This is a genomic window from Nonomuraea sp. NPDC047529 (genome assembly GCF_040642995.1).
Taxonomy (GTDB): Bacteria; Actinomycetota; Actinomycetes; order Streptosporangiales; family Streptosporangiaceae; genus Nonomuraea.
In genome coordinates, this window is sequence record NZ_JBEYTJ010000016.1 from 122,033 (window position 1) to 146,013 (window position 23,981).

Annotated in this window: 26 protein-coding genes and 1 pseudogene; 12 read left to right on the plus strand and 15 right to left on the minus strand. The window is 71.8% G+C overall.

What is annotated here, in order from left to right:
• Positions 1-60: 60 nt before the first annotated feature.
• The gene (locus tag ABZ815_RS25200; protein WP_357701859.1) at positions 61-822 is read right to left on the minus strand and encodes a helix-turn-helix domain-containing protein; all 762 of its coding nucleotides are present in this window, start codon (positions 820-822) and stop codon (positions 61-63) included.
• 122 nt (positions 823-944) lie between these two features.
• On the opposite strand from ABZ815_RS25200, the gene ABZ815_RS25205 reads away from it, so the two are divergent.
• A complete protein-coding gene (locus tag ABZ815_RS25205) occupies positions 945-1,976 on the plus strand; it encodes a hypothetical protein (protein ID WP_357701861.1) in 1,032 nt (343 codons plus the stop codon).
• A 67-nt stretch (positions 1,977-2,043) separates the two neighbouring features.
• Positions 2,044-2,271, plus strand: coding sequence for a hypothetical protein (locus tag ABZ815_RS25210; RefSeq protein ID WP_357701863.1), 228 nt, complete (start codon positions 2,044-2,046; stop codon positions 2,269-2,271).
• Positions 2,272-2,315: 44 nt separating this feature from the next.
• On the opposite strand, the gene ABZ815_RS25215 is transcribed toward ABZ815_RS25210, so the two are convergent.
• The gene (locus tag ABZ815_RS25215) at positions 2,316-2,642 is read right to left on the minus strand and encodes a hypothetical protein (RefSeq protein ID WP_357701865.1); all 327 of its coding nucleotides are present in this window, start codon (positions 2,640-2,642) and stop codon (positions 2,316-2,318) included.
• Between the two features lie 325 nt (positions 2,643-2,967).
• On the opposite strand from ABZ815_RS25215, the gene ABZ815_RS25220 reads away from it, so the two are divergent.
• Entirely contained in the window at positions 2,968-4,449 is a 1,482-nt protein-coding gene (locus tag ABZ815_RS25220) for an alpha/beta fold hydrolase (RefSeq protein WP_357701868.1), read from the plus strand.
• 191 nt (positions 4,450-4,640) lie between these two features.
• Here the strand turns inward: ABZ815_RS25220 and ABZ815_RS25225 are convergent, their stop codons facing one another.
• The 3 genes from ABZ815_RS25225 to ABZ815_RS25235 form a co-directional block, all read right to left on the minus strand.
• Positions 4,641-5,312, minus strand: a complete 672-nt coding sequence (locus tag ABZ815_RS25225) for an NUDIX domain-containing protein (protein ID WP_357701870.1) — start codon at positions 5,310-5,312, stop codon at positions 4,641-4,643.
• Positions 5,313-5,587: 275 nt separating this feature from the next.
• A complete protein-coding gene (locus ABZ815_RS25230) occupies positions 5,588-5,815 on the minus strand; it encodes a 4-oxalocrotonate tautomerase family protein (protein ID WP_357701873.1) in 228 nt (75 codons plus the stop codon).
• 104 nt (positions 5,816-5,919) lie between these two features.
• Positions 5,920-6,390, minus strand: a complete 471-nt coding sequence (locus ABZ815_RS25235) for a MarR family winged helix-turn-helix transcriptional regulator (RefSeq protein ID WP_357701874.1) — start codon at positions 6,388-6,390, stop codon at positions 5,920-5,922.
• 142 nt (positions 6,391-6,532) lie between these two features.
• Here ABZ815_RS25235 and ABZ815_RS25240 point away from each other — a divergent pair, with 142 nt between their 5' ends.
• The gene (locus ABZ815_RS25240) at positions 6,533-7,180 is read left to right on the plus strand and encodes a nitroreductase family protein (protein WP_357701876.1); all 648 of its coding nucleotides are present in this window, start codon (positions 6,533-6,535) and stop codon (positions 7,178-7,180) included.
• On the opposite strand, the gene ABZ815_RS25245 is transcribed toward ABZ815_RS25240, so the two are convergent.
• The 5 genes and pseudogenes from ABZ815_RS25245 to ABZ815_RS25265 form a co-directional block, all read right to left on the minus strand.
• Positions 7,125-7,829, minus strand: coding sequence for a hypothetical protein (locus ABZ815_RS25245; RefSeq protein ID WP_357701879.1), 705 nt, complete (start codon positions 7,827-7,829; stop codon positions 7,125-7,127). The genes ABZ815_RS25240 and ABZ815_RS25245 overlap by 56 nt on opposite strands.
• A 397-nt stretch (positions 7,830-8,226) precedes the next feature.
• Entirely contained in the window at positions 8,227-8,619 is a 393-nt protein-coding gene (locus tag ABZ815_RS25250; protein WP_357701881.1) for a hypothetical protein, read from the minus strand.
• 452 nt (positions 8,620-9,071) lie between these two features.
• A complete protein-coding gene (locus ABZ815_RS25255; protein WP_357701883.1) occupies positions 9,072-9,347 on the minus strand; it encodes a hypothetical protein in 276 nt (91 codons plus the stop codon).
• A gap of 1,383 nt (positions 9,348-10,730) precedes the next feature.
• Positions 10,731-10,907: pseudogene (locus ABZ815_RS25260) on the minus strand (sigma-70 family RNA polymerase sigma factor); the annotation flags it as partial.
• Positions 10,908-11,029: 122 nt separating this feature from the next.
• Positions 11,030-11,473, minus strand: a complete 444-nt coding sequence (locus tag ABZ815_RS25265; protein ID WP_357701885.1) for an NUDIX domain-containing protein — start codon at positions 11,471-11,473, stop codon at positions 11,030-11,032.
• Positions 11,474-11,559: 86 nt separating this feature from the next.
• Here ABZ815_RS25265 and ABZ815_RS25270 point away from each other — a divergent pair, with 86 nt between their 5' ends.
• Both ABZ815_RS25270 and ABZ815_RS25275 read left to right on the plus strand, forming a co-directional pair.
• The gene (locus ABZ815_RS25270; protein ID WP_357701887.1) at positions 11,560-12,708 is read left to right on the plus strand and encodes a histidine kinase; all 1,149 of its coding nucleotides are present in this window, start codon (positions 11,560-11,562) and stop codon (positions 12,706-12,708) included.
• Positions 12,705-13,421, plus strand: a complete 717-nt coding sequence (locus tag ABZ815_RS25275) for a response regulator transcription factor (protein ID WP_357701890.1) — start codon at positions 12,705-12,707, stop codon at positions 13,419-13,421. The genes ABZ815_RS25270 and ABZ815_RS25275 overlap by 4 nt, the downstream gene beginning before the upstream one ends.
• On the opposite strand, the gene ABZ815_RS25280 is transcribed toward ABZ815_RS25275, so the two are convergent.
• Together ABZ815_RS25280 and ABZ815_RS25285 are read right to left on the minus strand one after the other, a co-directional pair.
• Positions 13,386-14,510 (minus strand): lipase, encoded by a 1,125-nt coding sequence (locus ABZ815_RS25280; protein WP_357701892.1) that lies wholly within the window; start codon positions 14,508-14,510, stop codon positions 13,386-13,388. The two genes, ABZ815_RS25275 and ABZ815_RS25280, sit on opposite strands and share 36 nt — an antisense overlap.
• A 595-nt stretch (positions 14,511-15,105) precedes the next feature.
• Entirely contained in the window at positions 15,106-15,444 is a 339-nt protein-coding gene (locus ABZ815_RS25285) for a peptidase inhibitor family I36 protein (protein WP_357701895.1), read from the minus strand.
• A 173-nt stretch (positions 15,445-15,617) separates the two neighbouring features.
• Here ABZ815_RS25285 and ABZ815_RS25290 point away from each other — a divergent pair, with 173 nt between their 5' ends.
• Positions 15,618-16,493, plus strand: coding sequence for an alpha/beta hydrolase (locus tag ABZ815_RS25290; RefSeq protein ID WP_357701897.1), 876 nt, complete (start codon positions 15,618-15,620; stop codon positions 16,491-16,493).
• Entirely contained in the window at positions 16,484-17,662 is a 1,179-nt protein-coding gene (locus ABZ815_RS25295; RefSeq protein WP_357701900.1) for an MFS transporter, read from the plus strand. The genes ABZ815_RS25290 and ABZ815_RS25295 overlap by 10 nt, the downstream gene beginning before the upstream one ends.
• A gap of 78 nt (positions 17,663-17,740) precedes the next feature.
• On the opposite strand, the gene ABZ815_RS25300 is transcribed toward ABZ815_RS25295, so the two are convergent.
• Entirely contained in the window at positions 17,741-18,892 is a 1,152-nt protein-coding gene (locus ABZ815_RS25300; RefSeq protein ID WP_357701903.1) for an epoxide hydrolase family protein, read from the minus strand.
• Positions 18,893-18,955: 63 nt separating this feature from the next.
• Between ABZ815_RS25300 and ABZ815_RS25305 the strand changes: the two genes are divergently transcribed.
• Positions 18,956-19,933 carry a WYL domain-containing protein gene (locus ABZ815_RS25305; protein ID WP_357701905.1) on the plus strand — a complete coding sequence of 326 codons (978 nt, stop codon included), beginning with the start codon at positions 18,956-18,958 and terminating at the stop codon, positions 19,931-19,933.
• A gap of 93 nt (positions 19,934-20,026) precedes the next feature.
• On the opposite strand, the gene ABZ815_RS25310 is transcribed toward ABZ815_RS25305, so the two are convergent.
• Positions 20,027-20,629, minus strand: coding sequence for an ABATE domain-containing protein (locus tag ABZ815_RS25310; RefSeq protein WP_357701907.1), 603 nt, complete (start codon positions 20,627-20,629; stop codon positions 20,027-20,029).
• A gap of 67 nt (positions 20,630-20,696) precedes the next feature.
• Between ABZ815_RS25310 and ABZ815_RS25315 the strand changes: the two genes are divergently transcribed.
• Positions 20,697-21,086: a RidA family protein gene (locus tag ABZ815_RS25315; RefSeq protein WP_357701909.1), complete on the plus strand. Its 390-nt coding sequence runs from the start codon at positions 20,697-20,699 to the stop codon at positions 21,084-21,086.
• Positions 21,087-21,497: 411 nt separating this feature from the next.
• Here the strand turns inward: ABZ815_RS25315 and ABZ815_RS25320 are convergent, their stop codons facing one another.
• A complete protein-coding gene (locus tag ABZ815_RS25320; RefSeq protein WP_357701911.1) occupies positions 21,498-22,046 on the minus strand; it encodes a TetR/AcrR family transcriptional regulator in 549 nt (182 codons plus the stop codon).
• Positions 22,047-22,126: 80 nt separating this feature from the next.
• Here ABZ815_RS25320 and ABZ815_RS25325 point away from each other — a divergent pair, with 80 nt between their 5' ends.
• Complete coding sequence (locus ABZ815_RS25325) at positions 22,127-22,705, plus strand: SDR family oxidoreductase (protein WP_357701913.1); 579 nt, start codon at positions 22,127-22,129, stop codon at positions 22,703-22,705.
• A gap of 303 nt (positions 22,706-23,008) precedes the next feature.
• On the plus strand, positions 23,009-23,956 hold the full coding sequence (locus tag ABZ815_RS25330; protein WP_357701915.1) for a hypothetical protein: 948 nt from the start codon (positions 23,009-23,011) through the stop codon (positions 23,954-23,956).
• Positions 23,957-23,981: the final 25 nt, after the last annotated feature.

Here is a 23,981-nt window from a genome sequence, read left to right on the forward strand (position 1 = left end):
GGAACCCGGTGGGACGGCACGACGGTGATCGCGCCTCCTGCTGACGGGCGAGTGCCCCCCTCAGGCGTCCGGCGGGAGGAGGTCGAGCGAGCGGGCCTTGCGCAGCGCACTCACCCGGTCGTGCGCGCCGAGCTTGCGGTAGAGGTTCTCCTTGTGCTTGTTCACCGTCGCCTCCTTGATGGTGAGCCGGCGGCCGATGGCGTACGCGGTCAGCCCTTCGTTCAGCAGCGCCAGGACCGCCATCTCCCGCAGGGTGATCCGGTACTCGGCCGGGTCGGCGAGCGCGGGCAGGCGGAAGACGGCCCTCTCGTGCGCCTCGACCGTGTCGAGGAGCGAACGCGCGAGCCCGGCGTATTCGAGGTCCCGTTCGCTGTAGCCGGTGCCCTCGCGGCTCATGATGACGCCGCGGACCTGACCGGGCGGCGAGTCCAACGGCAGGGCGAGCTGGCGGTCGATGCCGATCGCCGCCCGGCCGGCGCGGTAGGCCTCGCTGTTCCACCAGCGGCCGTCGGCGACGTCGTCCATGGCCAGCGGCGTGCGGTCCCCGGTGCGGGCGTAGTGGCGCAGCAGCGGGTGCGCGCGCATGTGGGAGCGGATGAGGGCGTCCAGCGGCGCCTGGTGCAGCCAGTCGGGCGAACCGGTCAGCGCGTGCCCGGTGCCCGCCGCCCAGTCCAGGTCGATGAGGACGGCCAGGTCTCCGGGCAGGTCCTTCGTCAGCCGTTCCATCAGCAGGGGCCAGACCCGGACCGGCTCCCTCGTGGTGAGGATGTCCATCGCCAGGTCGTGAATGCGTCGGCCGTCCCCCCTGAACAAAGACGTCATGGACGCATTGTGCATGAACGATTACCATCTGGCACAACGAATGAGAAGTACGCACTTCTTCGTATTCATCGGCATGGCTGACCGGCGGGACAGTGAGGGCGTCCCGTACGAAAGGAGCCCGCATGAAGCGAGGAACGACCCGTCTCGGCGCACGCCTGGCGGGAGCCGCGCTGCTCTTCACGACCACGCTGACGGTGATGACGGCGGCCCCCGCCCACGCCGGCCCCGCCGACGCGATGCGCCGGTGCGCCGGGGGCCAGATCGCCAACCACGACATCCCCCACCTGATCGTCTGGGGCAACGGCGGCGGCGGGGTTCCCGTGGGCCGCGACCCGGGCAACATCATCGACCCGGGTGACGTGTTCCAGATCGTTCCGGACCTGAGTTCACGCGTGGACCCCGACAGCTGGGAGGGCGGGACCGTCGGCCCCGACGGCAACGGGCAGGTCGCGCCGCAGGGATGGCCCTACCCCGGCCTGGCCCAGTACTCGGCCGTGCTGCGCTTCAACAACAACCCCGCAGGCTGGACGAGCGACGGGCAGCAGGCGACCGCGTTCAACCGGTGCACGGTCTTCCAGGACAACGCCCCGGCCAGGTTCTCCTTCGGCGTGAACGACCCCGGCCCCGGCGACAACCGCGGCGCCTGGACCTTCCGCGTGCTGATCTGGAAGGCGTCCGCCCCGACCACCGGTCCCATGGACAGGTGCAGCCGCAACCTGCCGGCGACCGGGCCTCGGGACCGGGCCGACACCTCCTTGGCGGTCGCCGGCAACGGCAGTTTCGGCAGCTTCCCCGCGGGGGCCACGCCGGGCAACTTCCTACGGCAGGGGGACGTCCTGCGCCTCGAACCCGACTACGCGAGCCGGGCGCGCATGGACTACTTCTTCGCCGACCACGGTCCCAACGGCACCGACAGACTGGCCGCCGCCTCCGGCTGGCCGTACCCCGACCTGTTCGAATTCTCGCCCGTCCTGCGCTTCAACAACAACCCGGTCGGGTGGGTGGGCGCTCCCATGCAGGCGACGGCGTTCGGAGGATGCCTGCTCTGGACCGACGCCCTGCCCGTCCGGCTGCTGTTCGGGGTCAACGATCCCGATCTGTCGGACAACTCCGGACAGTGGAACTTCCGGATCCGGATATACGGACGTGACTAGCGCCCTGCCGACGTTCCGAACCAGCCCGGCTTCAGGCGGCGTGACCCGCCGAGGAAGGAGTGAGCAGATGCCGTTCGACGACCACCAGCGGGAGACTTCGCGAAGGATAGACCAGCAGCGCGAGATGGTCCGGCGCTCCACCGACGATTCCGCGCGCAGACGCGATCGCGAGGAATGGCATGCCCGGCGCAACAGCAGTGGGGACGAGCTGAGCCTCGGGACGCAGATCATCCTCGCCGTCGTGGGTCTCATCATCTTCTTCCTCATGGTGTATCCGCAGTTGCCCCACCACTGACACAACCTGGAGGGGCGGCCCGCGCGCCCGGCTCGCCGGAGCGGTCACGCCTTGGCGTGCACCCGGCGCGCGGCCACCAAGGAGGCCACGACCAGAGCGGTGAGCACGCTCCAGTACAGGAAGCCGCGGGCGCCGGTCCCCAGCAGGTTCTCGGCCACGTAGACCAGGCCGGGAAGCAGGTACACGGCGGACGCCGGCGCCCAGCGGCCGTCCCGGGCGGCCAGGGTGGCGGCCAGCACCAGCAACAGGGCCGCCACCTCGACGCCGGCCCGCGCGACGACCCAGACGGGTTCCCAGACCGGCACCTGCGTGAGCTGCAGCGCCCAGGCGCCCAGCGGGACGAGCAGCCACCGGGCCGACCGGGCGGGCATCGTCGCGCCCCACCGTCGGGCCCTCCCGGCCCCGCGGCCCGCGTCCAACCCCGCACCAGCGCCACCATCAGGACGATCCCCAGCGCGGTCCACGTCTTGAAGATGAAGTACGGGAGGACGGGAAGCTGCGCGAAGGTCACCAGCGCCACGACCAGCGCGCCGAGGTGCAGGCCGTCCAGCTGCTTCGGGCTCTCCCGCGAGCCGCGATCACCGCCTACGTGGCCTTGGGTCACCCTGCAGACTAGGACCGGGGTCCTGGATCGCCTCTGCTGGAACCGTCTCAAGGCAGGAAGAAGTCGGCCGCCCGCGACGGCACGCTGGGATCATGATCACGATACACGCACGGAACCCTGGTGAGCGCCACGGCGGCGAACGCCGTGGGAGCAGGTGGCCGGTCATCGCCGTAGCCGCGGCGGTGCTGATCGGGATGGCCCCGGCGGCGTCGGCTGCCGGGAATGACGGACCGCTGAGATGGCAGGACTGCGAGAGCGAGGGCGTACCCGCGGGCATGCAGTGCGCTGCGATCGATGTCCCCGTGGACTGGGCGAAGCCGCAGGGACGGAAGATCACGCTGGAGCTGGCCCGGTTGCCGGCCACGGAGCCGCCACGCCGGCTCGGCAGCGTCCTGGGCATCTCCAGCGGTTACGGGATCCAGGACCTGACCCGTTCCGCGGCGGATCTCACCGAGCTGCGACGCACGTTCGATCTGGTCGGCCACAACACGCGTACCAGTACGTGGATCGCACACATGCCCCAGGCATGCACGCAGCCAGGGGTTTCCCTGCACGATCCGCGCGACGCGAAGGAGCTCGCGGCGCTGGCCGCGGCGATGAACGACGCGTTCGAGGAGTGTCAGAAGGCGGACACGACGGGGCTGTTCGCGCACCTGGATGCTTTGTCGATCGCCAGGGACACCGAGGCGATCCGTAAGGCGCTGGGCGAAGAGCGGCTGAGCTTCATGGCCAGCGGCATCGGCGGGTCCGCGGCCGCCGCTTATGCCCGGTTGTTTCCCCAGCGCATCCGGGCCATGTACCTCGATGGAGTGAACAATCAGACCGAGGGCTGGCCCGCGCAGCGGCTGCTGAGCCTGCCGGTCATGCAGCGGATGTTCACCAGGTTCGCCGACTGGTGCGCGGAGACGCCCGCCTGCGCGCTGCACGGCCAGGACGCCGAGGCGGTGTGGCGCAGGCTCCTGCGGGATGCTGACCGCCATCCGATTTCGGTCACCTCATCCCAGTACGGCAAGGGGAAGCTCACCGGATGGCTGTTGACATCCACCCTCCCCCTCGACCCAGGGCCGGAGAACGCCAACTGGCTGACCTTCGCGGCCGCGGTGGACAAGGCGCGGAGCGGGGACGGGTCAGGGTTCGCCGATCAGGCGCTCTTCAACGCGCGGTATTCGGCAACGCCCGGGGCACAGGTGATGAGCTGCGGGGACGACCGCGGATACACCAGCCATGCCCAGCTTGAGGACTTCCGCAGGAGAGCGCGGAAGATCGCACCTGAGTACGCGGGAGCGGCCATCGACGCGCTCGGCTGCACAGGCTGGCCACTGCCGGTCGCCAATCCATCCCGCCCGCTGCTCACGCGGGGTCTGCCGCCCTTGCTGGGGGTGGGCACCACGTGGTTCGACCACACCTCGACCAAGAGCTTCACCAACATGATCCCGGGATCGGTGGCCATCGCCTATGACGGACCCGGTCACGTCATGTACCTGTCAGGCAAGAAGTGCCCGATCCGGCACGCCACCAGGTACCTGACCGACCTGACACTTCCAGAACCGGGCACAGTCTGCCCCGCCGAATGATCGACGCTCAGAGCCGGGTCAGGGTGGCGTCGGTGTCCTCGGCTCACGTCTGCACAGCACCTGCCCGTCTCGTCGACAAGGAGGTCTGAACGAACTCGGCTCGAAATCGTCCGTGACGAGATGTCGTCTCACAGGTCGACCGGCTGCCTGCCGCCCTATCCCCTAATGGGAGCCATCGGGTCGGCGAGGGTTCACGGTCCGGCGGCGGCGGGGGAGAAGGGGCCGTTCAGGGCCGCCCACTGCAGCAGCATGATGGTCTTGGCGTCGGCGATCTCCCCGTCCCTGATCAGGTCGAGGGCGTGGTCGAAGTCGAGCTCGACGACCTCGATGTCCTCGCCTTCCTCGGCGACCCCGCCACCCTGTGCGGTGCGGGTCGCGGCACTGTACGGCGCGGCGTAGAAGTGCAGGCGTTCGGTGACCGATCCCGGGCTCATGTAGACGGAGAAGACCCGTTCGACCTCGCCGACGGTGTGGCCGGTCTCCTCGGCGGCCTCGCGCCGGATCGCCGCCTCCGGCGCTTCGTCGTCCAGCAGGCCGGCCGCGGTCTCCAGGAGCATCCCGTCGGGATGTCCGTTGACGTAGGCGGGGTAGCGGAACTGCCGGGTCAGCAGGACGGTGCGGCGGGCGGGGTCGTAGAGCAGGACGGTCGCGCCGTTGCCGCGGTCGTAGGTCTCCCGCTGCTGGGTGCTCCAGTGGCCGTCGGCGTGCTGGTAGTCGAAGGTGGTGGCACGCAGCACGTACCAGTTGCAGGCCAGCAGCCGCACGTCGCGCACGCGTACCCGGGGGTTGCCGGTCAGGTCGCGTCCCGCCTGGTCCAGGCCGGTACGGCCGCGCCGGTCCGGAACGTCGACCCCCTCCGTCACGACGACCTTCCACTTCGGGCGGACGCGCCTGCCGGGCTGGTCGTCGCCGAGGCCCCGTCCATGCCGACGGCAGGAGGCCGTCGGGCCGATCGTGCGTTCATCTCGCCCTTTCGTCTGGGGGCCCGGCGGGCCGGTGATCACAAAGTATGGCAGGAACTTCCCGCATATCAGCAGGGCTGCCACTGCCTCACGATCTTCCCCATGACGGCCGGGCCTCGGCGGCGGAGAACTTGCGCGAACGCACCGAACCGGTGACGCCTACCGGCTGAGGGGCGTCATCCTGATCGCGTGCCCGAGGCCAGCGCCTTGACCTCCGCGGCCGTCACAGGCTTCCCGCCGACACCCCAGTCGCCGTCCTTGATCTCCTCGACGACGACCACGGTCAGGGGGCGCATGTGCTCCCCCTCGATGGCGACGATCGCGTCGGTCAGCTTCGCCACCATCTCGGCCTTCTGCGTGGCGCTGAACACGCCCTCGATCACCTTCACGTTGACGAGTGGCATGGGGTCCCCCTCCCTCTCGATGCGGTGCACCGACGGCACCTCATGCCGTGAGGGCGACCTGCCCGTGGGGGTCAGGGACAAACTCCGCACCCGGGTGAAGGCCGTCAGGTGCCGGTTCCCAGGAGTTTGCCGAGGAGCGTGCTCAATTGGTGGCGTTCGTCGGGTGTGAGGGGTTGGAAGGTGTCTTCGAGGAAGGCCGGGATCGACGTCTGCGCCTGGGCCAGCCGCCGTCGGCCCAGGTCGGTGAGGGTGACGGCGTAGGAGCGGCGGTCGCGGGGGTTGCGCTCCCTGCGTACGAGGCCCTGCTGTTCGAGGTCGTCGCAGACGCTGACCATGACGCTGCGGTCGATGCGCAGCTCTTCGCTGAGCGTCTGCTGGGAGCACGGGCCGACGGCGTCGAGCATCTGGAGCACGAGCTGCTGGCCGACGCCGAGCCCTTCCTCGCCGGCGTGGGCGTCCGCGGCGCGGGCCACGGCGGCCGAGGCCCGGCACAGCGCGATGTCCAGCCGCTCGGCCGCCAGTCGCGGGAAGTACGTCGCCCGCGTGCGGCCGGGGTTCTTGGTCGTGGGGGCCATCGATCTCCTTTTCGCTCCGGTCAGGAGCCTACACCGCATTCATCTGACCACCAATCGTTTGACAGCAGATGATTTGCAGGCATACGTTCCCGGTCGAACGACGTCCCGCACCCGTTCCCGCCGTCTGACAAGGAGATCCGTCGTGACGCTGAACCTCACCCCTGACGAACTGCTGGGCACCACCCGCGCCGTGCGCAAGCGCCTGGACTTCACCCGGCCGGTTCCTCGCGAGCTGATCGAGCAGTGCGTGGACCTGGCCGTTCAGGCGCCCACCGGGCGTAACCGGCAGCGCTGGCACTTCATGGTCGTGACCGAGGCCGGGCAGCGCCGCGCCGTGGCCGACATCTTCCGGCGCGCGCTGGCCGTGGCCGCGGGGCAGCCGTTGAGCGAGCGTGACCTGTGGCGCATGAGCTACCACGCCGGCTCCACCGAGCGGGTCTTCGACGGCCTGCGGCATCTGGCCGCCAACGTTCACCGGGTGCCGGCGTTCGTCATCCCCGGCGTGGAGGGCCGCACCGACCGCCGGCCGGTGGCCGAGCAGGCGGGCACGTGGGGGTCGATCCTGCCCGCGGTGTGGAGCTTCATGCTGGCCGCGCGGGCGCGCGGCCTCGGCACCGTGTGGACGACCGCGCAGGCGCCGCTCGAACGGGAGCTGGCCGGGGTGCTCGGCGTGCCGTACGAGGAGGTCATGCTGGCGGCGTTCATCCCGCTGGCCTTCACGCTCGGCACCGACTTCAGGCCCGCTCCCCGCATTCCCCGCGAGCAGGTGCTGCACTGGGACCGGTGGTGAGCCGGACGAGCGAGGCCGTAGCGCCCTGGCGGAAGGCGAGGGCGGCGGCCAGGCAGGCGACGGGGATGACGGGCAGCACGTACCGGTGGTCGAAGTCCAGAACCGCGACCGGGCCGACCAGCAGGCCCATCGCCGCGGCCCACGGCAGCAGCGCCACGCGGGGACGCCGGACCGCGGCGCCCGCGCCCAGCAGGAGGATCAGGCCCAGGAGCGGGCCCCGCAGGTAGGCGGCGTACTGGTAGGCGATGAGGAAGTCCGCGTACGGGGACACCGACGACAGGCCGCGGATGTCCGGGTCGTACTCCCGCTCGACCTTGTCGATCAGTGGCTGGTCGGGCAGCTCCCAGTGCCCGGCGGCGAAGCCGAACGCCGGGGTGGTGCGAGCGGGGTGCGGGACGGGCGTCCAGGAGAAGGCGATGGCGGTGTCGCGTACGACGTCGCGCAGATAGTCCAGCGGCTGGGCCAGGATCGCCTCGACGGCGAACGAGCGGGCCAGGTCGTTGTGTGTGAAGCGGTCGCCGGGCAGCAGGTTGAGCGAGGCTCCGGGGGCCCACACGTACTCGGAGGCCGTGTCCTCCTTCGTTCCGTTGGGGCACAGGCCTCGCCGCGTCGCCGGCGTCCTCGGGGGAGTCGGTACGTCGTCGGACATAGGCAAGGATGTCGGCGTAGTGGGCAACGTAGATCACCTCGAAGCGCTGTTTGCGGTCATGGTGGGTCACGCTGCCTTCTCCCCTCCGAACGGTCCGACATCCCGTACGTGTCCGGACCCATCGGAATGTTTCCCCCCGATCTGGAAATTTCCTTGATCTACGGTGTAAAGGCAGTCATGCAGGTGATCACGCAGACGACCGTGAGAACCGCAGCACGGTCCGATCGACGACCGGCACCCGGTTCAGGTCCTTGAAGGACGGAAGACCCGGCCGGACGTCCGCGCGTCCCGGCCGGGCCCGCCTGACCGCCCATCCGCACAGGCTCGGCCGCCACGCGAGCACGGTCGCCGCCATGACGTACGAGGTGAGGGGGAGATCAGCGCTTGGAGGCGGTTTCTAGCACTCGCCGCCCCAGTACATGTTCCTGATCACCCCGCCCACCGCCCCGTCGCGCAGGTCGAGTGCGGAGCCGCCGTCGGGCCGGTAGTGCAGGCACTTCGAGTACCAGGTCGAAGCGCCCTGGAAGCGCCACTGGAAGCGCACGTGGTCGGCGCCCGGGTAGGGGTTTCCGTTGTTGACGATCACCCAGAACGTCTTCCCGTCCGGGACCACCCCAGGGGTCTGGTACTTCAAGTAGCTCGGGATGGGGTCGCCGCCGTAGAGGCAGACGTTGCCCGAGTTGCAGCCGTTCCAGGCGCTGCCAGCAGCCGCCGGGGACGCGGCGACCAGGGACAGGACGGTCGCGGAGGCGAGTGCCGCCGCTCCGGTCCGAAGGAGCACTTTGGTCATGTCGGTTCCTTTCACGAGGGGCTCATCCACGCGGTGAAGCCCGTCCGTACCGGTGGTCGGAGTCAGTTCATCCCGCCGGGCCCGGGATCGTCACCCCGTTCCGGCCTGAGCGGGAACACGCAGGTCAAGGCCACCGTCGAACGCGATCACGAGCAAGGGCATCGTGCGGATCGTCCTCACCGGAGAGGACCTGGCCCGCGTACGCATCGCCGGCCCGGCGGACGCGAGGTGCTGAGCCTGCACATACTGCGGCGTCCAGGCGGTGGCCGTTGACGTGCGTCTTCCCGCCATGGCCGGAAGAGGGTGACGCCTCTGGGGCCGGCAGTGCCGTCGCAGCACCGGTCGGCGCGAGCGGCCCCTTGACCTTCACGTGCAAGTACACCGGCGGCAACGTCCGCAGCGAGCAGCGGAGACGGCGAATCGGTCAATGCCGCCGGCGCTTGCAGGAGGGATCAGCAGTTCAGGCCGCTGACGATGCCCAGCTGGGGTGTCGGGTTGATGACCGCGCAGTTGTAGGTGCCCCCCGGGATGGTGATCGAGCCGGGTCCCGACCCTGCCCCCGTGCAGCCGGAACCCAGGATGTGGTAGCCGACGACGTCCCCCAGGTAGGTACGGGAGCCGCTGGCGCAGACCCATGAGCTCATCGCATAGGCGGACGACGCGGGCACGGACGCCACGGCCAGGGCGAAGGCCGAGACGATGGCGAGCCGTCTGGCTGATGTGATCACGGACTTCCCTTTCCTTCGAAGGGACGGAGTATCACTTCTGTGCCCCGCGCCCCGTCGCGCGCCACCCGGGGACGATGTCCGATACCGGACGCGATCGCGACGACGCGGCCGTTCGCCCGATCGATCGGCGGCTCGACGTGCTCACTCGCCGGTAGGGCCCCCGGCCCGCCCACCGCTGATGAGAGTCAAGGCCGGTGCCTTCACCGGGGCGCCGGCGATGCCGCCGCCGATCCACCAGGCCCGTCTCCTCCACGCCGACGCCTTCCTGGGCATGCTGCGGGCCATCGGGCTCGGCGTCATCGTGCGTGACCTGCCGGCGCCGCCGGGCTCGGGGCAGAGTGCCGGTGCTCCGGCCGCCCGGCTACTCGGGAGGGGCGGCACGGCGTCGGTCCAGCCCGAGTCCACGATCGCCAAGTAGTCCAGGACCTTGCCGGTGACCTGCCACTTCTCGCTGTCCGGGCCCGGTGCGAGCTGGAGGTCGCGGCGTCCCAGCAGCTTTCCGGTGCGCGGGTCGAAGAGCACCTGGTGCTGGATCGTCCCGCGGCCGTCGGCGCTCTCGAACGGGGCCGCGAGGCCGACCGCGGCGCGTCCGAGCGGGTCCTCGACGGCGCCCAGGCGCTGGACGCCGGGATAGTCGGTGATCAGGCGCATGAGACCGGCTCGTACCTTGGGCGGGACGGGCGTGTCCGCCAGCAGCGCGACGACCTGTTCGAGCACGCTCTTGGGCTCCCGGCACTGCTTGGGCATGCCGGTGCGGCCGTCGGCGAGCTCGATCGAGCCCTCGCACAGGAGCTTGCGCAGGCCCTCCGGATCGGTGGGCAGGTTCTGCAGCTTCTGGTAGGTGAAGCGTCCGAGGCCGCCGATGTCGAACACGCCGCCGCTCCGGGCGTCCGGGGCGTCCTCCGTCCAGGGGCCGGCCTTGGACGTGATCGTCCTGGTGCGGTCCGACGAGCGGATCTCCCAGCTCGACGGGGAGCCCGCCGCGCGCCAGGCGTCGGCGTCGGCCCTGGTCTGGGGTTCGGCGGGGAAGTCGCGGCCGTAGAAGGACGTGCCGTCGTCACGGCTGCGTCCCGTCCAGCTGAAGAACTCGGCGCGCTCCTCCACGACGTACCCGCCGGTACGGCCGCGCGCGAGCGCCGCGAAGGCGGTGCGCTGGTGCGTGTACCAGTAGCGGCCCTGCTGCTGCAGCTCCACCTGGGTGGCGGCGGCCACCAGGCCGAGCGGCATGCGCCAGGCAGGACGCCGGCGCACCGGCGGACGGTCGTCCTGGCCCAGCACGCGGCCACGGGCGGCCGCCACGGTGGCCGCGGACGGGGAAGGCGGGGCGTCGTAGACGCCACGGACGAGATCCATTTCGTTCATTTTTCCGGCCTCTCCCTCGTCAAGCAGCGGATTCGTGTCGCCCAGCGCCTTGCGTAACTTCTTGCGGGCCCGGTTGAGCCGGGAGGACACCGTGCCGAAGGGCACGTCCAGGGCCTGGGCCACCTCGTCGTAGCTGAGCCCGGCGAGCGCCACCAGCAGCAGCACGTCCCGCTGGGCGACGGGAAGGGCGGCGATGGCGTCGCGGTGTCCGGGTGAGCGGTCAGGTGTGGTTCATGCATGCAAACGCCTTGCGGTCGTGGGGACGTCGGTCATCTGTTGTTGTCCGAAGCCCGCAGCCGCCTTCCCCGGACCGGCGGTCCTCAGCGGGTGGCCGTGGACCTCACCCCGGCGCGGGCCAGCATCAGCAGCGCGTCGGCGGCCGCCGGAGACAGCGCTGTGCCGTCCCGCACGTCGGCGAGAGGAACCCACGCCGCCGCCTCGGTGGAACCATTGACCTCGGCCACCGTCGGCGGCCCGCCCTTGAGGGCCACCGTGTAGAACAAGGCCGTCAGGCTCCAGCTCACGCCGTTCCTCCGGGCCGGGTACGTCCTCGCGTCGAGAAGGTGGGCCTCGATCAGTTCAAGGCCCGTCTCCTCCCGGAGTTCGCGGGCCAGTGCCTCGACGGGCTGTTCGCCGGGATCGATCCCGCCGCCGGGCAGGTGCCACAGACCTGGCGTGAAGACGGGCGAGGCCTCCGACAACCGAGCCAGCAGCAGCCGATCGTCCTGCACGGCGATCGCGTACGCCGCAACGCGGGTTCTCACCTGATCGTCCACGAACCCCGATCGTAGGGCCCTTCTGCCACGCGCCCCCCGGTACGTCGTGGCGCCGCGGGTTCTAGGGTGGGCGCATGGCCGAACGGCGTCCCTTGATCGTGCGCAGGCTGCGACCGGGACACTGGGTCGCCGTCGACGCGTTCGCGGCCGTCGCCCTGGCCGCCGGGTTCTCGGCGGCGGCGGTGCTGGTGCCGGAGTCCGCCCGGGTGCCGTCGTACGCGGTCGTGCCGGTGGTCGCGCTGGCCTGCCTGCCGCCGGCGTTGCGGCGCCGGTGGCCGGTGCCGGTCTGCGCGCTGGTCCTGGTGGCGGCGGCGCTCGCGCCGCTCGCCGGGTGGGAGGAGGCGTTCGTGCCGTTGGCGGTGGCGCTGCACGCGGTGGCGCTGCTGGAAGCGCGCCGGACGGCGGTGGCGGCGCTGGTGGCCGCGCTTGCGGTGACCGCCGCCGGGGCCGCGGTCGGCTCGCCCTCGTGGGCGGAGGCGGCCTCGGCGTGCGCGTTCGCCTGGCCGGTGCTCGCTCTGGCGTGGACGATCGGGCTCGCCGTACGGGAGCAGCGCGCGTCCGCGGCACAGGCCGTCGCGCGGTCGGCGCAGGCCGCGGCCACGGCGGAACGGCTGCGCATGGCTCGTGACGTGCACGACGTCGTCGCCCACAGCATGGCCCTGATCTCCATGCGGGCCGGCATAGCCAACCACGTCGCCGCCACGCACCCTGAGGAGGCCGGCGAGGCCCTGTCGATCATCGAGGAGACCAGCCGGAAGGCGCTGGCCGACCTGCGCGACCTCCTCGGCCTGCTCCGCGACGCCTCGGGGGATCAAGGCGGCCCGCCGCACCTGCCGGACTCGCTGCGCGAGCTGGTCGCCGCGATCCCGGACGGCGACGTACGGGTGGAGCTCGACGTCGATCCCGGCCTCACGCTCGACGGCGAGGCGGCGCTCGTCGTCCATCGTCTCGTGCAGGAGTCGCTGACCAACGTGCTCAAGCACGCCGGGCCGGGCCGCTGCCGGGTGGCCGTCGGCGTCCGGGCGGCGGGCGGGCTGGTGGTCGAGGTCGTCGACGACGGCCGCGGGGGCGTGCCGCGTCAGGGGGGCCACGGGCTGGCGGGGCTGCGGGAGCGGGTGATCCTGTACGGCGGGACGTTCTCGGCCGGACCCGAGCCCGCGGGCGGCTTCGCCGTCCGGGCGAGGCTGCCGTTGCCCGGCGGCTCCAGGGCGGGCGAGCGATGAGCACGTTGACGGTGCTGGTCGCCGACGACCAGGCGCTGCTGCGCGCCGGGCTGCGCAGGCTGATCGACACCGCCCCCGACCTGGAGACCGTCGGCGAGGCCGGAACAGGGCAGCAGGCCGTGGAGCTGGCCCGCGGCCTGCGTCCCGACCTGGTGCTCATGGACGTCCGCATGCCCGGCCTCGACGGCATCAAGGCCACCGAGCTGATCCGCGCCGACCCGGTGACCGCCGGGACGCGGGTGGTGATGCTGACCACCTTCGATCTCGACGAGTACGTCTACGGGGCGTTGCGGGCCGGAGCCAGCGGCTTCCTGCTGAAGGACACCCGGCCGGGCGACCTGCTGGAGGCGCTGCGCGTGGTGGGGGAGGGCCAGGCGCTGCTGGCCCCGTCGGTCACCACGCGGCTGATCGGGGAGTTCGCCCGGCGCGAGCCCGCCGGGATCCCGGCCCGGCTGGCGGCGGGGCTGACCCGGCTGTCCGGCCGGGAGCGGGAGGTGCTGCTGCTGGTGGCTCGCGGGCTGACCAACCCGCAGATCGCCGAACGGCTCGGCATCGGGCAGGCGACGGTCAAGACCCATGTCCGCAGCCTGCTGGCCAAGCTCGCCGCGCACGACCGGGCGCAACTCGTCATCGCCGCCTACGAGGGCGGCGTCGTCACGGCCGGCGGGCGGGCGCCGTCAGCGGCGGTAGGAGACCTCGGGGAAGGCGGCTGACGGTCCCCGCAGCAACGCCTGCGGACGGCCGCGCAGGGTCTGCTCGAAGAAGGCGAGCGGGTAGGCGCGCTGGAAGGCCAGCGCCCGCGCGGCCGGGATCGTGCCGACGACCTCCTCCAACTGCTCCTTCCCCAGCCCCAGCGGCCCGGCCGACAAGGGGATGAGCAGGACGTCGTCGCCGAAGGAGTTGTGCGCCGCCCCCTTGACGGTCACGTTGAGCCGCCAGCCCCGCAATCCGTCCCAGAAGGTGCGCAACGTCGGGTTGGTGGCCATGCCGCCCTTGCCGTCGGTGTCGACCACCATGTACGGCCGGTCGAGACCGGACTGCGCGACCTTGCCGAAGACGGCGCCGTCCAGGCCGAGCCCGGCCTTGATCCGCGGGTCGGCGTACATGGCGGAGGAGGTGGCCGCGCCGCCGAGGGAGTGCCCGAACATGCCGATCCGTTCGAGGTCGAAGAGCGGCCTGCCGTTCCGTCCGGGCAGTTTGTCCTCCAGGGCGGGCAGGCTGTCCAGGACGAAACGCACGTCGGCCACCCGCACGTCGACCGCCTTGGCGAAGTCGGTCACCTCGGGGCGCGCCTCCACGCGGCCGCCGGGGAACTCCACCACCGCCGCGTCATAGGGATGATCGACGGTGACCACCGCGTAACCCCGGCTGGCCAGCTCCTCGGCGACGCCGGTCCCGTACGCGCGCGAGGCGTTGGCGCCCGGCGAGTACAGGACGACCGGCAGTCTGCCCAGGCTCGTGTCGGCGGGCGCGCCCTCGTGGCCGTCGGTCCTGTCCAGCAGCACCGAGCCCGGCTCCAGGTCGTTCATCTTCAGGTACCGGTCCGCCGCCGCCTTCGGCATCCAGGGGGCGACCGGGTGGGCCTGTGCGTCCCTGGCCGGGTACCACAGGCTGACCATCAGCTCCCGCTTCCTGCCGGAGCCGTTCCAGGGGTCCGGGCGGGACTGGTCGACCAGGTGGACCGAGACGGTCCCCACCGGATGCGGGCCCGTCGGCTTCGGGATCGTCAGGCGCTGCGGCGGGGTGGAGCCGCATCCGGCCAGGGCGAGGGCCAGGGCGGTGATGATGAGTGCACGTTTCACCCTGCTAACGCTGCCGGTCGGGTACGGCGGCCACCTCTGGCGCGAGGAGGACATCCGGCTCAACCCAGGAGGGTAGAGCTCGCCGGAGATCCCCTTCAGGGATGACCGAACCACCGGGCGGCCGCGGACGCAACCGCTACAGATCGCTCAACGCGGACAGAACCCGTCCGATCCAGGCGAACAACCGCAGGACCTGTCGGAAGGGCCAGACCGCCACCCAGAAGACCAGTTCGAGCCACCGGAACGGGCCGAGGAGCCAGGCCAGGACCAGCGCGACCTCGTCCGGGTCCAGCGACCGCAGAACCCAGCCCCCACTGGACGGCCAGGTCGCCCAGCAGCCGGCGCATCCCGCCTTCCGACCGGACGTGCCGCGCCAGACACGCGGGCCGGCGCGCGCACACGTCGGGCAACGAGGTGTCGAGGGGGATCGCCGGCCGCTCGGGCTGGGGCTCGGGCGGCACGGACGCCTCGGACGGGCCTTCTCTGCGGCTGAGCGGATGCAGAGCGTCGTTCATCCGCCCTGATCTGCCAGTGCCTCCTGGTGATCCACTGGTGATCACCAGTCGAGCCCGGGTGCCCGCGGGTCATGGAGCACTCACTGGAAGGCGACCGACTCGATCCGGAGAGGCCGCGCGAAGTTGATGCGGCGGCCTGGTGACACGACCTCTGCCGGCTCACCGTCGCAGTCCTGGTTGGTGTAGAGCGAGGCGATCCTCTGGCTGCGGTTCCCGGCCGATCGGGCTCGGAACGCTGCGTCGACGGTCACGCAGCCTGCTTCTTCGGGGGCCGGCACCGGCTGTACCTGGCCGGTCTGGTTGAGGCCGGACCACAGGTTCAGAGCATCGGCGGCTCGGGTGGCGGAGGCACCGGGGGCGGCGCCGGCGAGGAGGGCTCCGGTCGCGAAGGCGGCGGCAGCGAGAGCGGACAGACGCATCAGGGGATCTCCTTCGGTGGACAGCGAGACAACAAAATGTTACGCAAAGTAGTTGAATCATTACAGTGCGATATCTCTTACCGTCTGCTCCCCTAATGGCATCCGAAGGATTTGACGCATTAGATCACGTACGGCTATAACTAACGCATCATTCCTAACAGAAGGCATTAGTGATGACGTACCCCCTGGTAGCCCGCACCGCCCATCGCACACTCGACGTCGACGGCGTCCGGGTCTTCTACCGCGAGTCACTGCCCGAACGAGCCGACGCGCCGGTGCTGCTGCTCCTGCACGGCTTCCCGTCGGCCTCGCACCAGTTCCGCCGCCTCATCGACGTGCTGGGCGCCCGCTACCTGGTGATCGCCCCCGACTACCCCGGATTCGGCCACACCGAGGCCCCGGCCGGCTTCACCTACTCCTTCGACCGGCTCGCCGACGTCACCGAGGGCTTCGTCCGGCGGCTCGGCCTGACCCGCTTCGTGATGTACGTCTTCGACTTCGGCGCCCCCGTCGGCTTCCGGCTCGCCGAACGGCACCCCGAGTGGATCGCCGGCCTGGTGGTGCAGAACGGCAACGCCTACACCGAGGGCCTGTCGGACGGAGCCCGCGACTTCGTCGCCCTGCGCCCCGAGACCCCCGGCGCCGAGGACGCCATCCGCGACCTGCTCACCCTGCCCGGCACACGCGGCCAGTACGAGACCGGCGTCACCGACCCCGAGCTGATCGCCCCCGAGGGCTGGACCCTCGACCAGCACTTCCTCGACCTGCCGGGCCGCAAGGAGGCCCAGGTGTCCCTGGCGTTCGACTACCACTCCAACGTGGAGCGCTACGACCAGTGGCAGGCCTGGCTGCGCAAGCACACCCCGCCCACCCTCATCACCTGGGGTGTCAACGACCCGTTCTTCCCCGAGCCCGGCGCCCGCGCCTACCTGCGCGACCTGCCCGACGCCGAGATCCACCTGCTGGACACCGGCCACTTCGCCCTGGAGGACCACCTGCCCCACATCGCCCCGCTCATCGCCGACTTCCTGGACCGTGTGTGGGGCTGACCGGGCGGCGTCCCGCGGTGGGGCCGGCGGTGCTGTTCACGGTGGCGTTGACCACGATCACCACCGAGACGCTGCCGATGGGTCTGCTGCCGCAGATGAGCCACGGCCTCGGAGCCTCGCAGGACCTGATCGGCTGGCTGGTGGGCGGCTACTCACTGATCATCATCGCGGTGACCATGCCCCTCGCGACGGTGACCGCACGGCTGGACCGCCGCCGGCTGCTGGTGTTGATCATGGGGTTGTTCGCCGTGGGCAACGCGCTGCTGGCCGTCGCCCCGAACTATCCCATCGCCCTGCTGGCCCGCCTGGTGACCGCCTCCGGGCACGGGGTGCTGTGGTCGGCCATGGCCGGGTACGCCGCCTCCCTGGTCACCCCCGACAAGGCGGGACGGGCGGTGGCCGTGGTGTTCGCCGGCAACTCGGCCGCGCTGACCGCGGGCGTGCCGCTGGGCACGCTCCTGGGCCAGGCGGCCGGATGGCGCACCGGCTTCGCGGTCCTGAGCGGCCTGTCGGTCCTGCTCATGGTCGCCGCGAGGACCCTGCTCCCCGGACGGTCCGCGTCCCCCGCCCCCAGCGGGCTGCGGGGAGCACTGCGGCTGCCCTCGGTACGGATCGTCACGGCGGCCACGGCCCTGGTCATGCTGGGGCAGTTCACCCTCCACACCTACCTGGTGCCCTACCTCGGCGACGCCGATCAGAGCGGCACGGCCACCACGGCCGCGCTGTTCGTCTTCGGCGCCGCCGGAATCCTGGGAGTCTGGGCCGCCGGCCTGCTGGCCGACCGGGGAACCGGCCGCTACCTGCTGGTCACGCTCGCCCTGCACGCGAGCGCCGTCGCGGTGCTGCCGGCCACCGGCGGGGCGGTCACCATCGCCGCGATCGCCGTGTGGGGCCTGGCGTACGCGGCCCTGCCGACCCTGCTCCAGACCTTCGCGCTGAAGACGGCGCCGCACGCCGTCCCGGCCGCCTCCACGCTGTTCATCATCGCCTTCAACGTCGGCATCACCGCCGGCTCGGCGCTCGGCGGCCAGACCCTGAGGCACCTGGGCCCGGGGCCGCTGCCGGTCGCGGCCGTGCTCCCGGTCCTGGCCGCCGCGGTCACCGTCGCCGTGGGACTCCGCCGGGCGCGCAGGACACCTCACCTGGCGGTCGTCCGTCCCGGTGCGTGACCGAGGACGGACACGGTCGCCACCGGCGCACCCTCCACCCTCGGGGGATGGTCGCTCCAGCGGGCTCCCGCCGTCCGGTCAGCGCAGGGTCCGGAAGAACGCCCGGAGGTCGGCGATCAGCAGGTCGGGGGTCTCCAGCGCGGCGAAGTGGCCGCCCCGCTCGAACTCCGTCCAGCGCACCACGTTGTGCGCCTGGTCGGCCAGCGGGCGGACCGAGAAGTCCGTGGGGGAGAGCGCGACCGCGGTCGGCACCGTCCCGCGCGCCTTCGGGGCCCACATGCTGAAGTCGTTGAAGCGTTCGTAGTAGGTGTGGGCCGCCGAGCCCGCGGTGCCGGTGAACCAGTAGATGCTCACGTCGGCGAGGATCCGGTCCCGGTCCACCGCGTCCTCGGGGAGTTCGGCGGCCGGGTCCGTCCAGTCCTTGAACTTCTCCACGATCCAGGCGAGCTGGCCGGCGGGGGAGTCGTGCAGCGCGGCCGCGACCGTCTGCGGGCGCGTGCCCTGGACCTGCATGTACGCGCCCAGCTTCGCCTGCCACTCCTGCATCCCGGCCAGCCGCGCGCGCTCGGCGTCGCTCAGCGAGCCCATGACCGCCGCATCGCCGCCGGGGAACGTGAGCAGGCCGTTGACGTGCACGCCGATGACATCGTCGGGCGCGGCGCGTCCCACCAGCGGGGCGATGAACGCGCCGACGTCGCCGCCCTGCACGCCGTACCGGTCGTGGCCGAGCCTGGACATCAGCTCCGCCATCGCCGCGGCGGTGCGGCCGTCCGTCCAGCCGGTGCCGGGCAGCGGGCCGGAGAAGCCGTAGCCCGGCAGCGACGGGACCACCAGGTGGAAGGCGTCGGTGGCCTCGCCGCCGTGGGCCACCGGGTCGGTGAGCGGGCCGATCAGGTCGAGGAACTCGACGACCGAGCCGGGCCAGCCGTGCAGCAGCAGGAGTGGGACGGCGTCGGGCTCGGCGGAGCGTACGTGCAGGAAGTGCACCTGCGTGCCGTCCACGACGGTGGTGAACTGCGGGTACGCGTTGAGCGCCGCCTCCTGGGCGCGCCAGTCGAAGCCGTCGGCCCAGTACGCGGCCAGCTCCCGCAGGTAGCCGGTCGGCACGCCGCGCTCCCAGCCGGTGCCGGGCACCTCGGGGGCCCAGCGGGTACGGCGCAGCCGTTCGTGCAGGTCGTCGAGGTCGGCCTGCGGGACATCGACGCGGTAGGGCTGGATGTCGTTCGTCATGTCCGTGACGGTATTGGGCATTGGTGTCAGCTTCGGGCACCAATGGCGGCCACAATGGTGCCCATGTTGGAGACCTCCGCCCGGCTGCTGCGCCTGCTGTCACTCCTTCAGGCGCGCACGGACTGGACCGGCGCCGAACTCGCCGGCCGGCTGCGCGTCGGCCTGCGTACCGTGCGGCGCGACGTCGAACGGCTGCGCGAACTCGGCTATCCGGTGGACGCCACCCCGGGGGTGGCCGGCGGGTACCGGCTCGGGGTGGGGGCCGCGCTGCCGCCGCTGCTGCTCGACGACGAGGAGGCCGTGGCGGTGGCGATCAGCCTGCGTACGGCCGCGACCGGCAGCGTCGCCGGCCTGGAGGAGGGGGCGGTGCGGGCGCTGGCCAAGCTCCAGCAGCTCCTGCCCTCCCGGTTGCGGCACCGGGTGGAGGCGTTCCGCGCGGCGACCGTCGCGCTGCCCGGGGCGGCCGGTCCGGAGGTCGGCGCCGACCTGCTGGCCGCGATCGCCGCCGCGTGCCGCGACCTGCGCCGGGTGCGGCTGCGCCACCGGGGGCGCGACGGCGTCACCGTACGCGAGGTCGAGCCGCACCGGCTGGTGCACACGCCGCGCCGCTGGTACCTGGTGGCGTGGGACGTGGCCAAGGACGACTGGCGTACCTTCCGGGTCGACCGGATCGAGGAGCCGCTCGGGCCACCGGGGGCGCGCTTCACGCCGCGCCTGCCGCCGGAGGAGGACGTGGCCGCCCACGTCTCGCACGCCATCACCTCGGCGCCGTACGCGTACCAGGCCCGCGTTCTCTTCCACGCGCCGCTGGAGGCGGTGGCGCCGCGCACGTCACCCGCCGCCGGCCGGCTGGAGCCCGTGGACGCGCGCACCTGCCTCTTCACGGCCGGCTCGAACTCGCTGCACGAGCTGGCGGTGCACGTGGCGGCGAAGGGGTTCGACTTCGAGGTGCTGGAACCGCCGGAGCTGGTCCCGGTGCTGCGCGAGGTCCGCGACCGCCTCGACCGGGCCGTATCAAGGGGAACCAGAAGATGGAGGTGATCGAGCGCGACCTGCTCGTCGACGGCGCCGGCGCAGGAGCTCGGGACTGACGTTGTCGCGGCCCGATGTGCGGGCGGCGAGGCCGAGGCCGGGTCACGGCTCCAGGGCCTGGCGGGCGCGCAGGGCGCGCAGCTTGTGACGGTTTCCGCAGCGTTCCATCGCGCACCAGCGGCGGGCGCCGGGCCGGGACGTGTCGACGAACACCAGCGGGCAGTTGTCGCCGGCGCACTCGCGGATGCGTCCGGCGAACGGCCCGGACAGCAGCTCGATCGTCTCCCGAGCCAGGGCCGACAGCGCCTGGGTGGCCCGCACCGGCGGCGCCCATCCGGCGGTGATGCCGTCGTCGGCCAGTTCGGGGACCGGTGGCGCCGCGCTCGCGGCCCGGTTGATGGTGGCGACCGCCTCCTTGGGAAGCGGGCGACCGGCCGCCCGGGCGTGGGCCGCGTCCCAGATCGCCTGGCGCAGGATCTTGGCCGCCGTCAGCTCGCCGGCGGTCACGGTGGCCGTCATGACCACCGCCAGTGGCGGCTGGGCCAGCCATTCGGCCAGGTCGGCGGGCTCGTGGAGGCTCTCGAAGATCGCGTATCGGCCCTCGCCGCCCGTGTGGGCGAAGTCGAGGCAGACGGCGCCGGCGTCGAACCGGAACGACCCGCCCTTGGGGTCGTGCAGGATCCGCCCGGTTGCGTTCAGTCGCATGACACCACTATAACTGGTGTCGCAACGAAACCCCTATAACCGGTTTCAAGATTCGAGGAGAGCGCACATGGGCGTACGGCACATCAACCCCGGGGGGCTCCATCGCAGCCCGGCCTTCAGCCAGGCCGTCGTGGTCGAACAGCCCGCCAAGACCATCTACATCGGCGGGCAGAACGGCGTCGGCGCCGACGGCAAGGTCGTCGGGCCCACGGTCGGCGACCAGGCCAGGCAGATCTTCCGCAACCTGGTGACGATCCTGGAGAGCGAGGGCGCTAGCCTGGCGAACATCGTGCACTGGCGCATCGCCGTGCTCGACGGTCACACCTTCGACGAGGGGGTGGCCGCCTTCCAGGAGGTGTGGAACCGGGCCGACCCGCCGCCCGCCATCACCGTCCACGTCGTGGCCGGCCTGGGCCCCGGGTTCCTCGTGGAGGTCGACGCCGTCGCCGTCGTGTGACGCCCTCGAAGGCGGGCCCGGTTCGCCGCCGGGCGCGACTCGGCGGACATTCCTCGCCGCCTCCGCGCCCACTGACGGCCGCACCTCACGAAGTCACGGTCCGCCGGACCGTCAACGAGATCTCGGATCATGGCGCACCACCGCCCGTGAGCGGCGTCCGACCGCCCGCCATGGAGTCCGACCTCCGCCTCGGGGCCGAGGGGCTGCAACGGTTGGTCAACGGCCACCTCCTCACCTTCGCCGGGTTCCTGCTGCCGGCCGGCCGGCCTCTACGGACGCAGGCGCACGTTCGTCGCCGCGCCGGCGTTCCGGGTCTGCGCCGCGGTCGTCATCGCCGGAGCGGTGGCCGTGCTCGCTCTGCCGAACACCTCGAAGGAACGCGCCTGACCCGCGTCCGTCGTCGGGCCCCGCTCACACAAGGCCCGTGAGCAGGGCGTCAAGACCCGCCTTCACGACGGACGCCGCACGCCCCCGGTGGGTGATCAGGTTGGCCGCGATCGGCGCGAGCAGGGCGTCGGCGAGGAACCCCGCGTCGGCCTCCGGCTTGATCCGTGCGATCAGCACGACCAGGTGCTGGTGGTACGCCTCGTAGGCGCCGCCGAAACGCGCGAACTCCCCGGCGGTCTCGGCCATCAGCAGCAGGTCGAGCTGGGCGAAGGTGCGATCGGTCAGCGCGTGCAGGAAGGCGCGGACCCGCTCGATCTCCGGCGCCCCGGGCCCCAGAGGGGGAGGGCCGGTCAGGAACGCCTGCTGGAACTCGCGCTCCTTCTCGTCGATGAGCGCGTACGCCAGCCCCGACCTGTCGCCGAACCGCCGGTACAGCGTGCCGATCCCGACGCCCGAGGCGGCCGCGACGTCGGCCATGGCCAGCCCCTTCATGCCCTCGGTGGCGACGATCTCCGCGGCCGCGGCAAGGATCTTCGCTCGGTTCCTGGCGGCATCGGCCCGCTCCTGTGGCACGTGTTCACCTTATCGGGCTGGAAAGCGGAACGCGTTCCGGATACTCTCAACCGGAATCGGTTCCGGATAGTGGAGGACAGATGCTCAACGGCAAGAGCGCACTCGTCACCGGAGGCAGCAGGGGCATCGGCGCGGCCATCGCGCGCAGCCTGGCCGCGGCGGGCGCCGATGTGGCGATCACCTATGCGACGGCGGCGAGCCGGGCGGAGGGCGTGGTCCAGGAGATCGAGGCGCTCGGCCGCCGCGGCCTGGCCATGGCCGCCGACGCCGCCGACGCCGAGGCGCTCCAGGCGGCCGCCCGTCACATGCGGGCCGGCGGACGGATCGTGAACATCGGCAGCAGCCTGGCCGAACGCGTCCCCTACCCCGGCTGGACCCTGTACTCGATGAGCAAGTCCGCACTGATCGGCCTCACCAAGGGCCTCGCCCGTGATCTCGGCCCCCGCGACATCACGGCCAACCTCGTCCACCCCGGCTCCACCGACACCGAGATGAACCCCGCCGACGGCCCCGACGCCGACGCCGAACGCGCCTACACCGCCCTCGGCCGCTACGGCACCCCGGACGACGTCGCCGCCACCGTCCTCCATCTGGCGGGCCCCGCCGGCCGTACCATCACCGGCACGTCCATCACCGTCGACGCCGGGACGACGGCCTGACACCCCGGCACGCGGAGGTCGCGCGCTGGTCGCCTCAGGGCAAGCGGACGGCTGGGCGCTGACGGTACGTCAAGAGGTCCATCCCGAGGACTTCTGTCAGCTCCGGACACTTCGGCAGAACCCTGGGTCGTGGCCGGCCGGACACGTCGTCGCCACTGCCGGTCTTCACCGGACCGCGGTGAGGGCCGGCGGCCCGGCGTAGGCAGGCGGAGCCGGCGCGACACCCGCTCCCAACGCGCCCCCAACGCCCGCCCAACACCCCCTCCTTAGCGTCTGTCCCCAAGACGATCAGGAGGTGACGGCATGCCCGCAGCGAAGGTCGCCGCACGCCGGCGGGGCTCGGCCCGGACAATGTCGTGGCGTGCCGCCGTCGCGGTGGCGGTGATCGCCGGCCTGGCCGGGTGCGGGGAAGGGGCGGACGCGCGGCCGGTCGCCAAGCCGGGGGCCCCGACGGCGCCGATCACCCCCGCGGACGAGGTGACGCTGAGCTGGGCCGAGTCCCTGCTCGTCCGCGACTGCATGCGGGACGCGGGGTTCGAGTACTGGGTGGAACGGCCGGCCGACCAGGACGGGCTGCTCCCGGTCGGGTTCGTGCTCGACGACGTGGAGTGGGCGCGGCGCAACGGGTACGGCACGCGGGCGCGGAACGCCGCCGTCGCGGCGCGGAAGCGCAGCCGGAACGTCGCCTACGTCAACGGCTTGCCCGCCGCCCGCCGCATCGCCTACCGGGAGGCTCTGAACGGCGGAGCGGGGAACGAAGTGCTCAGCGTGAAGCTGCCCGACGGCCGCACGATCAACAACTCGCTCGGCGGATGCTCCGCCTCCAGCATCGCGCGGCTCTACGGGGACCGGGCCACCTGGTTCCGCGTCGACCGGCTGGCCATGAACATCACGCCGCTGGTGATGGGGCGACTGGTGAAGGACGCGCGGTACACGGCGGGGGTGAAGGCCTGGTCGGCGTGCATGCGCGAGCGCGGGCACGACTACGCCACACCGCCCGCCGCGCACCTGGCCGCTCCCGGGCTGAGCGTCGGTATGACGGCCGAGCGTGCCCACGCGACCGAGGTCGAGCTCGCGGTCGACGAGGCGACCTGCGCGCGCCGTACTGATCTGCGGGCCACCATGCGCGCCCTCGGCCGGGAGTACCGGCCCAAGATCGGCGCACGGTACGCCGCTGAGCTGGACCTCTACGACCGCATGCGCGGTGAGGCGCTCGCACGCGCCAGGAAGATCACCCGCGCCGAGCGGTGATCACCACTAAGACTCCGCGGCGCTG